Annotated in this window: 10 protein-coding genes; 4 read left to right on the top strand and 6 right to left on the bottom strand. The window is 61.2% G+C overall.

All coding sequences use genetic code 11. The features are described 5' to 3' along the window. Positions 1 to 86: 86 nt before the first annotated feature. From ppa to AB4N47_RS00040, 3 genes are all read left to right on the top strand, one after another. Complete coding sequence (ppa, locus tag AB4N47_RS00050; protein WP_003205933.1) at positions 87 to 614, top strand: inorganic diphosphatase; 528 nt, start codon at positions 87 to 89, stop codon at positions 612 to 614. A gap of 217 nt (positions 615 to 831) precedes the next feature. Continuing rightward, entirely contained in the window at positions 832 to 1,578 is a 747-nt protein-coding gene (locus tag AB4N47_RS00045) for a S24 family peptidase (protein ID WP_073475694.1), read from the top strand. A 419-nt stretch (positions 1,579 to 1,997) separates the two neighbouring features. After that, positions 1,998 to 2,168: a hypothetical protein gene (locus AB4N47_RS00040; RefSeq protein WP_341639265.1), complete on the top strand. Its 171-nt coding sequence runs from the start codon at positions 1,998 to 2,000 to the stop codon at positions 2,166 to 2,168. 62 nt (positions 2,169 to 2,230) lie between these two features. On the opposite strand, the gene AB4N47_RS00035 is transcribed toward AB4N47_RS00040, so the two are convergent. Genes AB4N47_RS00035 through AB4N47_RS00010 form a run of 6 tightly spaced genes read right to left on the bottom strand, consistent with a single transcriptional unit; the run spans position 2,231 to position 12,413 of the window. Further along, positions 2,231 to 3,043 (bottom strand): YfaP family protein, encoded by an 813-nt coding sequence (locus AB4N47_RS00035; RefSeq protein WP_110602926.1) that lies wholly within the window; start codon positions 3,041 to 3,043, stop codon positions 2,231 to 2,233. 3 nt (positions 3,044 to 3,046) lie between these two features. Next, positions 3,047 to 4,666 carry a DUF2300 domain-containing protein gene (locus tag AB4N47_RS00030; protein WP_341639266.1) on the bottom strand — a complete coding sequence of 540 codons (1,620 nt, stop codon included), beginning with the start codon at positions 4,664 to 4,666 and terminating at the stop codon, positions 3,047 to 3,049. Between the two features lies 1 nt (position 4,667). Continuing rightward, positions 4,668 to 9,242 carry an alpha-2-macroglobulin family protein gene (locus tag AB4N47_RS00025; RefSeq protein WP_341639267.1) on the bottom strand — a complete coding sequence of 1,525 codons (4,575 nt, stop codon included), beginning with the start codon at positions 9,240 to 9,242 and terminating at the stop codon, positions 4,668 to 4,670. Further along, on the bottom strand, positions 9,239 to 9,889 hold the full coding sequence (locus AB4N47_RS00020; RefSeq protein WP_125918223.1) for a DUF1175 domain-containing protein: 651 nt from the start codon (positions 9,887 to 9,889) through the stop codon (positions 9,239 to 9,241). Before AB4N47_RS00020 ends, AB4N47_RS00025 begins: the two co-directional genes overlap by 4 nt. Continuing rightward, positions 9,874 to 11,586 carry a DUF2138 domain-containing protein gene (locus AB4N47_RS00015; RefSeq protein ID WP_341639268.1) on the bottom strand — a complete coding sequence of 571 codons (1,713 nt, stop codon included), beginning with the start codon at positions 11,584 to 11,586 and terminating at the stop codon, positions 9,874 to 9,876. Before AB4N47_RS00015 ends, AB4N47_RS00020 begins: the two co-directional genes overlap by 16 nt. Positions 11,587 to 11,621: 35 nt before the next feature. Next, entirely contained in the window at positions 11,622 to 12,413 is a 792-nt protein-coding gene (locus tag AB4N47_RS00010) for a YfaP family protein (RefSeq protein ID WP_262136416.1), read from the bottom strand. A 278-nt stretch (positions 12,414 to 12,691) separates the two neighbouring features. On the opposite strand from AB4N47_RS00010, the gene AB4N47_RS00005 reads away from it, so the two are divergent. Beyond that, positions 12,692 to 13,825 (top strand): Fic family protein, encoded by a 1,134-nt coding sequence (locus AB4N47_RS00005; protein WP_460154382.1) that lies wholly within the window; start codon positions 12,692 to 12,694, stop codon positions 13,823 to 13,825. Positions 13,826 to 13,889 lie beyond the last annotated feature (64 nt).

Below are 13,889 nucleotides of genomic sequence, written 5' to 3'. Positions count from 1 at the left end.
GTCGGCGTAGGAATGTGCCTATAATCGCCGCCACTTTTTGGTCAATCCGGCCAAGTGTTTTTGGTCAACTACGGGGGCAACGCCCAATGAGCTACAGCAAGATTCCGGCTGGCAAAGACCTGCCGAACGACATCTACGTCGCGATCGAGATCCCGGCCAACCACGCGCCGATCAAATACGAAATCGACAAAGACAGCGATTGCCTGTTCGTTGACCGTTTCATGGCCACCCCAATGTTCTACCCGGCCAACTACGGTTACATCCCGAACACCCTGGCTGACGACGGTGATCCCCTCGACGTGCTGGTCGTGACCCCTTACCCGGTTGCTCCAGGCTCGGTAATCCGCGCGCGTCCAGTCGGCATCCTGAACATGACCGACGACGGCGGCGGCGATGCCAAAGTCATCGCCGTGCCACATGACAAGCTGTCGCAGCTGTACGTCGACGTGAAGGAATACACCGATCTGCCACCCCTGCTGATCCAGCAGATCGAGCACTTCTTCGCGAACTACAAGGATCTCGAGAAGGGCAAGTGGGTCAAGATCGAAGGCTGGGCCGGCGCAGACGCCGCCCGCGAAGCGATCACCAAGTCGGTTGCCGCCTACAAGGGCTAAGCCATTGCGCTTTGCGTGACGCTTGAAAAAAACCCCGGACATCCGGGGTTTTTTGTGTCTGCACGCTTCAGCTAAACAAAGCGTTTAAATTCCTACATGCAGTTTTAATCTGTTTAATTTCCCACAAGTACGTCTTACATCCCGTCGCAAAATACAGGCTTTTTTTGAACGCCCGGTTTATTCAAACCGCTCTAGTCCGGCCGTAGACTCCGTGTTTATGAGAAAGAACACTAGCGGTCCACGATTCAAGGCACTCCTGGAAGCAGCGAACATCAGCACCACGGATTTCGCAAGGTTCTGGGGCACGGAAGCCCAAAACGTTCATAACTGGTACACCCGGGGCGTCCCGGCGTATCGCATGGAAGAAGTCTCACGCCTGTTGTCGGTCAATAGTGAATGGCTGAAAACCGGGGAAGGCGTCAAGGAGGTCGCGCGCCTGCACCCACCCGCCAGCAATGGCGACACGTTCGATGCCCAGTCCATCTGCGGCGTCTACACCGTCATCAACCCCAGCGACATCGACCTGGCATTTTTCAAGGAAACCCCGATCGCCAACGGCGACGGTAAAACCCACGTCATCCTCGACCCCGACCAGTCCCTGCGCCTGCCCCGCGCCCACCTCGATCAACTCGACATCCAGCACGCCAACGCCATCTGCGCGCACATGATCGGCAACAGCATGGCCGATCGCATCGAAGACGGTTCCATCGTCGCCATCGACCGCGGCCTGACCCAGGTCGTCGACGGAGAAATCTACGCCGTAGAGCACGACGGCATGCTGCGCATCAAATACCTGCACCGCATGCCCGGCAACGGCTTGCGCATGCGCAGCCACAACAGCGCCGAATACCCCGACGAGGTTTTCCGGCCGGCGCAGATCGAAGAGCAGCGGATTCACATTCTTGGCTGGGTATTCTGGTGGTCGACACTGGGCAAGCGCCGGCCGGTGGTGCCGTTTCTATGACATTTCACTCGAATCTGTGGGAGCGAGCTTGCCCGCGAAGAGGCCCTGATAACCGGTACAAATCCAGGATTTGTACTGCTTCAGTCGCTCTAAACCGCACTTGAGGCTGGGAATCCAGAGCAAAACTCAGTATCCTGCGCCCCACATTCGCGCATCGACCCGCCCAGCGGCTCGGATGACGCCCGACGCGGCAGACCAACGTCTGACCAAGTCCCACAGCCGGACGCAGATCCGGATGTACGTTTTGAAGGCTGGCGCGGTTTACCAAAAATAAACCAAGCCAGTCCCCGAGAAGCCGGCCACAAGCCGGCTTTTTAATGCCTGCAACAAACCATATCCATTGCTGAAACCGCATTTCCCGCTTGTATAGCGCCCAATGCACTGGTTACCGTCCCGCCAAATATCGCAGGAAACACCAAATGCCCAAAACCTCATTCCCCATTGAGGACGCGCTGAAGCGCGCCGCCGAACGAGGCGAGCCGCCTGCCGAAGATAAGTTGGCCGGTGAAGAAGATGACGAACTTGCCGCCATCGTTCACGAGCGCCTCGCCGCTCCTCAGCGAATGCAGGTTAGTCTGGCTGATCTGTAAGCTGTTCGAGCGCCCAGCTACAGTTGCTGAATTTGTCCAACAACCTGTTGGACAAATGCCCCTCACGGATAACTGAACGACTTCACCAACGTCAGCTCCCCCGCCGTCCGCATCGGCACTACAAACGTTTCCATCTTCTCGCTCGGCGTGCCTTCTTCAGTAATCACCGTCACCTGCGCCGTGGTCAGCGCCTGCACCGCTTCATCCCCACCTTCGTCATCCCCGCGATATCCGCCGCCGTAATAATTCACGTACACCAGATACTGCCCTTTGATCGGCGCGGGCATGGCGGCGATTTCCGGACCGTAGCCAGTGGTGACGTCGACGTCGAGGGCGGCGCCGTTGGCGGCGCTGCGGTTGCCGTACCAGATGTGGGCGCCGTCGGGGGTGACGAGGTGCAGGTCGAGGTCGGTGCCGTCACTGTCCCAGGCCAGCAGGACGCGCAGTTTGGCCGGGGTGGCGCCGCCGCGGGCGTTGAGGAATTGCGTGCGGTGGCGTTGCTGGCCGTCGGCGCTACGCACTTCGACGCTGTTGCTGCCGTTGGGGAAGGAGAACGGGCGATCGAAGCCGCCGGCGGGGTCGATTTTCAGCGGCATGCTGACGCCGTTGACGATCAGGCGGCCGGGTTCGTTGTTCTTCGGCACGGCTTTGATCTGGCCGCTGATTCTGGCGGTATTGGCCTGGCCAAGCGGTGTGTTGACCGACGAGGCCGGGTAGTTGACGGTCTGGCGAAAGCTCTCGCCCTCGCCTTGCGGTGCGCCGCTGCGCCAGCCGCCGACCGGGGTGTCGAGTTTGACGCCATCGGCAGCGAACGCTTGCGGCAGTACGTTGAGGGCACAGAGCAGCAGCAAGACCTGTGGATAACGGAGTGTCATGGTCTATTCCAGCAAAAGGTGACGGGCGAGCCCTTCGATGTAGGTTTCATCCTGGCCGTTGGGGTGTGCTTCGAAGGCCAGGTGCAGATATTCGTGGGTCAGATCGAGGCGATCCTGCAGGGTCAGCACGCCGCGCACATAAATGCGCTGACGCTCACGGTCGACGAAGGGCCGGCCGAAGGCGAGTTTGCATACGGCGAAAGTGCTGACTTCGTTGTAGCCGGTTTCGCTTTCAAGCCTCGGACGCCAGCCGCGCCGCTGCTTCTGCAGCCAGTCTTGCGCGGCGGGCAATGCTTCGCAGGAGGCGACCGGGTTGTCCCAACGGCTGAGGCTGGCGCGTGGATAGGCGTGCAGCAGAATCGCGTCGTAGCGCTGCCCAGCGTTCGCTTGCTCGACGGCTTGCTGCCAGGCGAGTTTGTCCGGGCCGGGCTGGTCGGAGTGATAGGTGACGGTGCTGCCGGCCAGTACCAGATCCGCAGTCCACGCCGCGATGTTGCGTGATTCGGCCGAGGCTGGACGCGGGGCGACGCGCTGGCGATTGCTGCTGTCGTCGATGCTCAGGCAATCGCCGTTGCGCGTGGCGTTTTGCAGCAGATAAGTGCGGATCGCTACGGCCAGCGCCTTGGCGGCTTCGGCGGGTTGCGGTTTGGCTTCGCGTTCGAGAACGCGAGCGACATATTCTTCGCGATCAAGTCTTGCGACGAGTTTGTCGTTGAGCAGAAAAAGCTCGCCATCGCTGTGGATGTCCAGCGCGTTGCCGTTGGCGAATTCGACGCGGTAGTCGCCGCGCAATGGCCCGGACTTGGCAACACGATCCCCGCCCAGAACTTTCGAAACCGGGTATTTCGAGAACAGTCCGACTTCCACACAACGCCCCGCGTCCGCTGGCCACGTCGTCGGCAACACGCTGGCCAGCGCTTGGCCGTAATGACGCAGGACCATCTGACTGGTGCCGCGCCCGCCCGCCCAGATCGGCGCGCCATCGGTGGTCCAGCCAGCGAATCCGCCTTGTCGCGATTGCGCATCCTGGTCGCCGAGCCAGCTCCAGGTTTTCACCCGCAAACGCCCGCCCAACTCGCCGACGACATTGCCGTCCGCCGCGTTCAGCACGACATCGAGCAACACGCGACGCATCTGATCCTGCGCTGGCAGCAACGCCAGAACGCTCAATAACTCGGCAACCGAAACCCTTGTTGCCGGTTGCACGGCTGGCAAATCCAGCAACCACGACGGCGCCTGCCGCGCCTGCCAATACGCTCGCCAATCCGTCGCTGCGATGCCCAACCGCGCCGGTTCGAAATACAGACCGCAGGACTTCACCAGTGCCTGATCCCGCTCGATCCTGCCGCCCGCCGCGCAGCAATAAACTTCTTCTTTGGACTGCCCGCGACATTCATACGCCGGTTCCCGTGCACCGGTATCCACCAGCCACGCGTAGACGAACAACTTCCACAGACTGCCCAGCGGCGCATCCAGCGACGCTGGCAACGGTTCGCGCTTGATCAGTTGCGTCTGACTCAACGACAACAACTCGCCCTGATAGGCCACGCGCAATGGCTCGTCCTGCGCTGTCGCCAGCGCAGGCATCACACACATCAGCAGCCACAACAGCGGCCGGCGCATGTCAGTTGACCGTGACCTGACCGAGGGCGGCTTTCGCCTCCTGGGCCTGATGCTGCGGTGCATACACTTGCTTGAAGCGTACCGGTGGCAGATTGAACTGGCCCTTCTGCGAGAAGCGCACCAGATGACGCAGGCGCAACTCGCCACTCAGCGCGTCGACCGGCACCGCGTATGCCAACTGACCCGGCTCGAAACGCGCCTTCTCCAGCGCGGTCGGTTCGGTGCCGTCCTTGCCCTGCAACTTGATGCCCCACGTCGTGCGCTCGACATCCGCGCCCGGTGGCAGCGGCACTTCAAGCATGCCGTAGCGCAGCGGTTTCGGTGCCTTGCTGGTGAGGATCACCTCGTCCAGGTACAGGCTGTCGCTGGACAACGGTTTAGTGCCGACCGGCTCGAGTTTGAAGGTGAACGCTTCGTCGCCCGGCACCAGACGCGACAGGCGCCGGGTGATGGTCACGGCCATCGGATCGACCTGCGGCTGTTGCGTCTGGAAGCTCAGCGCTGCACGCAGCGGTCGCTCTTGCGTGCCGGACACGCTCAGCACGCTCGGCAGCGGCGCCGCGCCCTGCCATGTCCAGTACATCTCGCCGCTGGCCCCGTAGTTTTTCTTCCAGCCTTCACCCGGCATCAGCGCGATGGTCGGCGAGGCCTGAGCGATGATGCGTTGCAGCCAGGTCAGCGCCAGTGCACGTTCCAGCGTCGATTGCTGCGGCAACAGGCGTTGCAACAACGCCGTCGCACGGGCCTGATCAAACGGTTGCAGCGACAGGTTCAGCGCTTCTACGAAGGGCTGCGAGCTGACCGCCAGACGTTGTTGCGCTGCGCCCAGTTGACGATTGAATGCCTCCGGCAAAGCAACTTTCGCCTGCGTCGCCAACGATGCGGTGAGTACCCGCGCCGCCGCCAGACCGAGCGCCGAATCCGGGTCGTTCATCACCAGACTGTCCTGGCCGTCGTCGAGCAAGGTTTCGGCAGCGCCTTCACCGGCCTTGGCCAGATCGTCGATCAAACCGCTGAGCAGCGTGTTCACTGGCAGATGCATCTGTTTGGCGAACGACAGAATCAGCGCCCGTTGCAGCAATGGTGTATTCGGCGCTTGCTTGGCATAGACCTCCAGCACTCGCTGCCAGTGCTCCGGCGGCAGGGTCAGCTCGAGTACGCGGCTGGCGTTCCAGTCGGCGTAATAGGCATAGGCGGTGAGAAATGCATCCGGCTCGCCGTCGTAGCCCCACCAGGTGAAGCTCGCCGACGGCCCGGCCATTTGCACCAGACGCAGCCGGCTGTTCTGCATGATCAGGCGCAAGCGATCGCGAATCTGCGGGTTCGAAGCCAGCGATGGATAGGCGATGCTCAACGGCAGCAAGCGACTGGCGGTCTGCTCGACGCCGCCGTACGGGTAGCCGAGCAGATCATCGAGGGCGGAACGGAACAGCGCTTGCGGACTGTCATCCAGACGCAGGCGGATATCCGTGGCATCCGCCGGCAAACTCAATGGCGTATCGCCGCTGACCACGTCGAGGCTTTGTGTCTGGGTGACCTGCCAGCCTTCACCGGTGGCACTCAAGCGCACAGCCAGGGCATCGGCGACTTTGCCATCCTGCACCAGCTCCGCCGTCCACTCGCCAGAGGCCAAAGCGAACGCCGGCAGTGGCAGGTAATTGATGCCGCTGTTCAGAGTCACCGGCATACGTTGTTCGTTACCGGCATAGTGAGTCACCAGTTCAGCCTTGACCGGTTTCTCTGCCTGACTGAAAGCGAACACGCCCAGTTGCGGCTGATCGCCCTTGCGGAATTTGCTCGGCCCGCTCCACTTCAGGTACAGCGGTTTTTCCGAACGGACAAACTGCTTCTTCTGCCCGACCTGACCGTCATCGGCAATCGCCCGCGCGGTGATGCGCCAGCGGGTCAGCGAGTCCGGCATCTTGAAGGTGAAGCGGGTTTTGCCGTCGGCGCCGGTCAACAACTCCGGCTGCCACGCAGCGGTGTCGACGTCTTCACGGCGCGGACGCTCAAGCACTTTCACGCCGCGCTCGCTGCGATTGGCCTTTCCCGGTGCGCCGGGGCTGCCCGGCAATGCCACGTCGTAGCTGATGAATGACAGGCTGGCACTGGTGCGCACGTTGTTGCGCCGTGGGTGATAGAAGAACTGGTCGATGCTAGGCGCGACTTCCGGTTGCAGCGCGTAGACCATTTCGTCGACCACGCTGACCGTCAGATGCGCCGGAACCGCTTTGCCGGCGAACTGCGTGGTCAGGTCGACCGTGACCGTATCGCCCGGCAGGTACACCGCTTTGTCGGTGCTGATCGCCACGTCGATTTGCGGCGCGACCACTTTGATCCCGGCGTTCTGGAAACTGTACTGACCGCCCTTGGTATAGAGCACGGAGAAGGTCAGGTTCGGCGCGAAGTTATCCTTCACCGCAATGCGCGCGCGGTATTGGGTGTCGCTGAGTTTTTCCAGCTTCAACCAGTCAGCGCCCTTGGCCAGCAGCGCAGTGGCCTCGACCTTGTCGCGCTCCAGCGACAGCAATGCATCGCTGACCGGCTCAGGGAAGGTGATCAGCGCCAGCGCTTCTTCGCCCGCCTTGTACTCGGGCTTGTCGAGGACGATTTCCACGGTACCCGGCACCGCTTTCACGCCGTCGCCGGTGACCGAATGGCCGGTGGCGCCGAGGACGCGACCGTGTTGATCCTTCAGCGTCAGGTTGTAGGTGCCCGGACGTTCGAAGGCGAGGCTGAAGCCTTTGTCCGTTGCGGCGAGTTTGCCTTCGCCGGTGCTCTGATCTTCCAGGCGCACCCAGGCGTAGCTGCTCGGCGTTACGGCTTTGCTCTGTTCGGTGCCAGCCTCATTCGCGTAGCTGAAGGCAACCTTGTCACCGACCGCGCTGAAACGCTGCGGCGCGCTCAAGCGGAAGCTCGCCGCGCCACGGTCGATGAGGATTTCCTTGGTGGTCTTGACCCGATACGCCGCGCCGTCGCTGGCGAACACGGTGAGCATGTAGCGGCTCGGTTTTTCCGCCGCTGGCAGATCCAGTGTCGCGTTGCCTTTACTGTCGGTAGTCAGTTCGGTGCTGGTCAGTTCCACCGGAAATTGCCCGAGGTATTGCAGCTCGTTGTCGACCATCGACAGTTGCTGGGCGCGCAGGCTCAGGCTCAATTTCGCGTTGGCCACCGGTTTGCCGTCGGGGTAGAGCAGCACCAGACTGCCTTTCACCGGCTCACCGGTGCGGTAATCCTGCTTGGCCAGATTCAGCGAGATCTCGAAGTGCGGCTTGATGTATTCGGCAACGCGGAAAGCACTGCTGTAGGCCTGCTCCTTGTAGTTGAAACGGATCTCGTAACCACCGGCCACGGCGTTATCCGGCAACTGGAAACGGCCCTGAGTACCTGCTTTCGAATCAAGCTTCAGATCGAGGGTTTGCAGTTCGGTCCCCGTGGCATCAAGCACGCTGACACTGACATCCGCCGCGCCCGGCAGAACCGAATCCCGGGCATTCTTGAACTCGCGACCGACGATTTTCAACGACACCCAATCGCCCGGGCGATACAGCGGCCGGTCGGTGAAGGCATAGAGTTTGGTGTCGTAGATTTCGCTGTCGTAATAGAAGTTTTCCGAGACGAACACGCCGCCCTCTTCGTCCTCGCCGATGACGAACGAGCGCTCCGGGCTGACGTGTTTCAGGCGCAGCAAACCATCGGCATCGGTAGCACCGCTGCTCATCACGCCGAGGCCATCGGTCCACAGCACATTGACCTTCGGCACCGAGCTGCCCTCGTGTTTGCGCGCGGCCCAGACCAGCAGTTCATCGCCGGCAATCTTGCTCACCGCGACCGTATTGGAGACGAAAACCATGGTGGTCGCGCGGTACTTGCCGATCAGCGCTTCAACCAGATACAACCCCGGCTTCAGGTTACCCAACGGGATGTACACGTTGCCCGGTGCGACGCTGACAAAGTCGCTGGACGAGCCGGCCAGATTGACCCCGGCCGGCGGCTGAATCGGCTTGGCCTGCCACAGCGGATAACGGAACTGGCTGACCACCGGCAGACCCGGGATCAGCGCGAATTGCGGCTGCGCGTCGTACGGCGTCGGCGCGGCCATGGCCTCACCCATTTTCAGCTCCGGCACTTCTTCGGTGACCTGCTTGCGCGACTCGTAGGAGAACGCACGCTGCATCACCCGCCGGGATTTGCGATACCAGTTGTCCCACAGATACGCGAGGGTGTTGGACAGACCTTCGCCCTTGAACTGGCCGTCGCTGACGACGCGATGCAGGTTCTTCTGGCGCTTGAGGAAATCCAGCGGCTTGTCGATGCGATATACGCGAATGTCGGCGCCGCCGTACGGTTCCATACGGAAACGCCGGTAGTCACGACCCGGGGCTTCGAGACGGACCATCGCCGGCTCGTCGCTGGCAAAACTGCTGTCGGCGAGCAGGAAGAAACTCTCACCGGCCACTGGCGTGTAATTGCTCGGCTCCACCGAGTCTTCGGCATTGACGCAGGTAAACGGCAGCAACAACGCCAACAGCAAGGAAATTCGCGAACAGATACGCAGCATGCGGGCACCGGTCATTGGGAGAGAAAGTTCAGTCGATAGACGCCGATGAAGTTGGGGTTGGCTGCGTCGGGTATCCATCGGGTGTCCTTCCATGTCATGAGTTGCTGCAGGCTTGCCGAACGCATGCCGTTGTCAGTGGGGGTGGTGGTGCCGGTGTGATAGGCGATGTAGCGACCCATCCAGATCATCAGGTGCTGGTCGTCGCCCTGATCGAAAAACATCAGGTCACCGGGCCGCGCCTGCGACACATCGCGGCCGATCAGATGGCTGTTGAACTGAATCAGTTTGATCGCGTTGACGTACGGCCCGACCTTGCCGCCGCCCTGCTGCCACTGTTGCGCGAGCTTGCGTTGCTCGTCGCTCAGCGACAGTTCCGGCGGCAGATAACGATTGGACAGACCATTGCTGCGCAGCCATTTGTCGTCATGGACTTTCAGCGCTTCGTTGGCGGCAAAGCGCACCAGCCCGGCGCAGTCCTGCTGATACCAGCGCGGGCTCGGGCCTTGGCTCAATTGCTCTTGAGCAATACGCACAAACCAGGCGCGGAATACCTGGGATTGCGCCGGATCGAGCGCTGGCGCTTCAACTGCTCGGGCGCCTGCGCTCAGCAACAACGCGAGCAAGCCGAGGCTGCGGATCAGTGCGCTCACAGCGCTTTCCATTCCAGCGGCAGCCATTGCCAGTGGCCGTCAGGCTCGCTGCCTTCAGGCAGGGTCAGGGCATATTTGCCGTAACCGCCAAGGGTGCGCAGTTTCGGCATCAGGTAGGTTTGCGCAGCGTTGTAGAACACCGGCTCCATGTCCTGGGGCAGGCTGTCGAGGGTTTCGCGCTGCATCAGTTGCGCCATCGCGTCCGGGCCGAAGTAGATCGGCATCAGTACGTCTTTTGGCAAAACGTCGGCCATCGGCGGGAAGCGCTTGTCGAGGGTGCCGAGGGCTTTGTCGACGAGTTTGTCGTCGAGGGAGAACAGCAGCGTCGAGCCGTGACGGGCGAGGCTGACTTTCATGAACGCCTTGCCGGAAATCGCCTCCGGGTTTTCAGCGGTCTTCGCCGCGTACGGACCGAAACTGGAACTGACCTGACGCTGCCAGACGTGGCTCTGGCCTTCCTGCTTGTCGATCACCGGGAATACGCTTTCGGCGACATTCGCTTCGAACGCGCCGACCATTGAGCCGAACAATTTGCCCAGATCACCGTCAAGCTTGCTGCTGTCCTCGTCTTTTAGGCTGGCGACCAGCAGCGGTGTGTACAACCGCGAATCGGCGTACCAGCACAGGCCGGCCGCGCCAGCGACGTGTTCGGTCAGCGTTTGCGCAACAGTTTCATCGGCACCGAGTTTCATCAATATCGGTTTCTGCGGCTCGGCCGCCACCGGCAGGGTCACGCAAGCGCTCGCCCCCAACGGCATCGCCTGCCAGACCGGTTTGAAATCGAAGTCCGGCTGGTTTTCCAGTTCATCCATGGCCAGATAGCTGTGCCAGCCCTTGTCGTCCATGTCGAAACGCAGCCCGGCGAAATTCGGGATGAAGCGCTGATAGCCCATCGCGAGCACGCTGGAATTGACCGACAGACGCTGCTTGGTTTCCGGGTTTTTCGCTGGCAAGCCGAACGCTTCGGGGAAGAGTTTTTCACCGTTGAGCAACGCCGCCAGCGCTTGCGCGGAAACGCGGCCCGACTCTTCCGAGACGCCGCTCTCGGGATCGTAGTACTTGGCCGGATTGGACAGCACCACCAGTTTGTCGCCGCGCGACGCGAACAGCAGTGATTTGCTGGCGTTGTAGCTGAGTTGATACAGCGGCACGTCATCGCCGCCGACTTTGAGAGTGCCGAACACGCTGAGCTGGGTGTCATCCAGCGCCACTTTCGCCAACGGCTCGAGCAGCTTGGCCAAGCCGCCGCGATCCATCACCAAGAGAAAATCCTTCAAACGACCATCGGCGCCACGCCACAGCGCGACATCGGCCGGTTGATCAAAAAGCTGCTCGATCAGGCTGTCCTGCAATTTGAGGTCATGCTCGTAGATGATCCGCCGCAGGCTGCCGATCAGGCCGAGGCGGTCGGCGTGAGTTTCGTAATAGAAGACGAAATCCTCGGTGAGCGTGGCCTTGAGAAACGGCACTGTCAGCAGGTCCTTGGGCAATTGGCTCAGTGAACGGGTTTCGAGCAAGGCGTCTGGACGGCCGAGGCCGAGCTTGTCACTGGCAAGTGTCGCCGGCGGCGCTTTGGGCTTGAGCAGCAGCCAGCCGAAACCGCCCGCCACACCGGCCACCAGGCACAGGCCGAGCACGACCAGCGGCCAGCGCCGCGAAGGTTTGGCCGCCGGTGTCGCGGCAGCTGGAGTCACAGTGTTATCGCTCATGTTCACAACATCCGAGTTCATCCGTGGCGGGATGCTTAATAGTTGAAAGTCTTGACCAGCAGCAGATCACCGATCGCCCGCAGGGGCACGATGAAAGTTTCGCGTTTTTCGTCGACGGTGTTTTCGTTGAGCACCAGGGTGATCTGCGAGGTGATCACCTCGTTCTGATTGCTGGCCTCCTCGAAGTTATAGCCACCATCGCCGTAGTTGCCCCAATAGTTGACGTAGACCAGATACGTGCCGTGCAGCGGCGCGGTCATGGTGAACATTTCCGGGCCGGGGCCGTCGACACCATCCGGGTCGAGGCCGCCGCCATTGCTCAGCGCCGGCCGTGCCCAAAAGGCATGCTGACCGTCGGGGGTGACAATATGCAGATCCAGCTCGGCTTTCGGGTCGTCCCATCCCAAGACAAGACGAATCTTCGCCGGCGTGCGCAGATTATTTGCTTCATAAAATTGCACGCGCTTGAGCGACTGGCCCTCGGCGCTGATCACTTCAACGCTGTTGGAGCCGGCGCCGAAGGCGTAAGGCCGGGCAAAACGCCCCTGATCATCGGTGTACAGATTCAATGGATTGCCGTTGACGGCGAGGCTGTGCGGCGGACGCATGTGCCCGAGGGCTTTGAGCTGGCCCTGGATCATCGTGCGATTGCGCTGAATGCCGCGATCGATCGGCGGCGTCGGGTAGGCGACCTGCGGATTTTCCGAACGATCGAGCAAGCCGTGATAACGCCAGCCGCCGACTGGCTCGGACAATTGCGCAGTCGGCGCGGCCCACAGCGCAGGCGCGCAGGCGAGGCCGATCAGCAGCAAAAGAAATGAACGCATGTGACGCCTCCTGCCATGCCTTGAACGAAACCTTGCACCCGATCCTCGGTACTTCACAGCGGTGAACTGCGTTTCGTCTGAATGCCCCGCAATTGTCGGGGCCGTAGAAGCGGCGAAGATTAGCGATTCGGCAGTTTTTTAACAATCGGATACATGTGTGATTGCTGTAGGAATCTCGCCATCCGGGTAGACGATGAGCCGAATAGCCGGCATATTCGGCTCACTAAATGAGCCGAATAACGTTTTCATTCGGCTCACGCTTCTACGACAGGTGATCAATGACCGCACATTGGATCTGGCAACAACCGGATTGGCCCGACTTCAACTGGCAAGCAGAGCGCCTCGCCCCGCTGCTGCGCGAGTGCGTGCAGATGCAGGGCCGACTCTTGGGAATGGCCGGCTCAGTGGGCGATTCGATGAGCGCACAGAGCGAGCTCGATGCGTTGCTTCAGAACATCGTCACCTCCTCCGCCATCGAAGGTGAGCAACTGAATGTCGGCTCCGTGCGTTCTTCTCTGGCCCGGCGCCTGGGTCTGGAATGGATTGATCGCGATAGCGTCAGCCAGCGTAGCGAGGGCTTGGCGCAATTGATGCTCGATGCCACCCATGGCTTCGACGAGCCGCTGACCCTGGCCCGACTGCTGGAATGGTACACCTGGCTATTCCCCGCCGAGGAAGCGATGTTCAGCGCGCGGCCAATACTCGTCGGTACCTTGCGCGGCGAAGAACCGATGCAGGTGGTGTCCGGACGACTCGACCGGCAAACGGTTCACTTTGAGGCGCCACCGCGCCCAGGGCTGGAACAGCAAATTGAGCGTTTTTTGAGCTGGTTCGAAGCCAGCCGCGATCAGGTTTCGCTGGATCCGCTGTTACGCGCTGGCATCGCGCATTTCTGGTTTGTCACTCTGCACCCTTTCGACGACGGCAACGGTCGTCTGACCCGCACCATCACCGATCTGGCGCTGGCTCAAGGCGAAGCGCAGGCGATCCGCTTCTACGCAATGTCCGCAAGCATTCTTGAGGATCGCGCCGGTTATTACCGGATTCTAGAGTCGAGCCAAAAGGCCACGCTCGATATCACCGAATGGCTGACCTGGTTTTTGCAGACACTGCTGCGCAGCCTGCAGCAAGCCATCACCCGGATAGATTCGGTGTTGGGCAAGACTCGCTTCTGGCAGGCGCACCGCGAATCCGACCTTTCAGCGGAGCAGATCAAAGTACTCAATCGCTTGCTCGATGGCGGTGAGCGCGGTTTCGAACAGGGCCTCAGCGCAGGGCAATATCAAGCGGTTGCGAAAGTTTCCAAAGCCACCGCGACGCGGCATCTGGCGGAGTTGCTGGACAAGGGCTGCCTGCAACGCCTGCCGGGCGGCGGACGCAGTACGCGTTACAAAATCAACTATCCGGATTGACTCGCCGACCGTTATGGAGAGGCTTGGCGACGGCCCGCTCATTTGCCCATACCCCCTATCTGCT

It is taken from the genome of Pseudomonas sp. S3_G06, from assembly GCF_054667565.1.
This window is presented reverse-complemented; position numbering and strand designations above follow the sequence as displayed.

Coding starts and splice junctions, on each gene's coding strand:
- ppa (WP_003205933.1), top strand. CDS start 87: ATGAGCTACAGCAAGATTCCGGCTGGCAAAGACCTGCCGAACGACATC.
- AB4N47_RS00045 (WP_073475694.1), top strand. CDS start 832: ATGAGAAAGAACACTAGCGGTCCACGATTCAAGGCACTCCTGGAAGCA.
- AB4N47_RS00040 (WP_341639265.1), top strand. CDS start 1,998: ATGCCCAAAACCTCATTCCCCATTGAGGACGCGCTGAAGCGCGCCGCC.
- AB4N47_RS00035 (WP_110602926.1), bottom strand. CDS start 3,043: ATGACACTCCGTTATCCACAGGTCTTGCTGCTGCTCTGTGCCCTCAAC.
- AB4N47_RS00030 (WP_341639266.1), bottom strand. CDS start 4,666: ATGCGCCGGCCGCTGTTGTGGCTGCTGATGTGTGTGATGCCTGCGCTG.
- AB4N47_RS00025 (WP_341639267.1), bottom strand. CDS start 9,242: ATGACCGGTGCCCGCATGCTGCGTATCTGTTCGCGAATTTCCTTGCTG.
- AB4N47_RS00020 (WP_125918223.1), bottom strand. CDS start 9,889: ATGGAAAGCGCTGTGAGCGCACTGATCCGCAGCCTCGGCTTGCTCGCG.
- AB4N47_RS00015 (WP_341639268.1), bottom strand. CDS start 11,586: ATGAGCGATAACACTGTGACTCCAGCTGCCGCGACACCGGCGGCCAAA.
- AB4N47_RS00010 (WP_262136416.1), bottom strand. CDS start 12,413: ATGCGTTCATTTCTTTTGCTGCTGATCGGCCTCGCCTGCGCGCCTGCG.
- AB4N47_RS00005 (WP_460154382.1), top strand. CDS start 12,692: ATGACCGCACATTGGATCTGGCAACAACCGGATTGGCCCGACTTCAAC.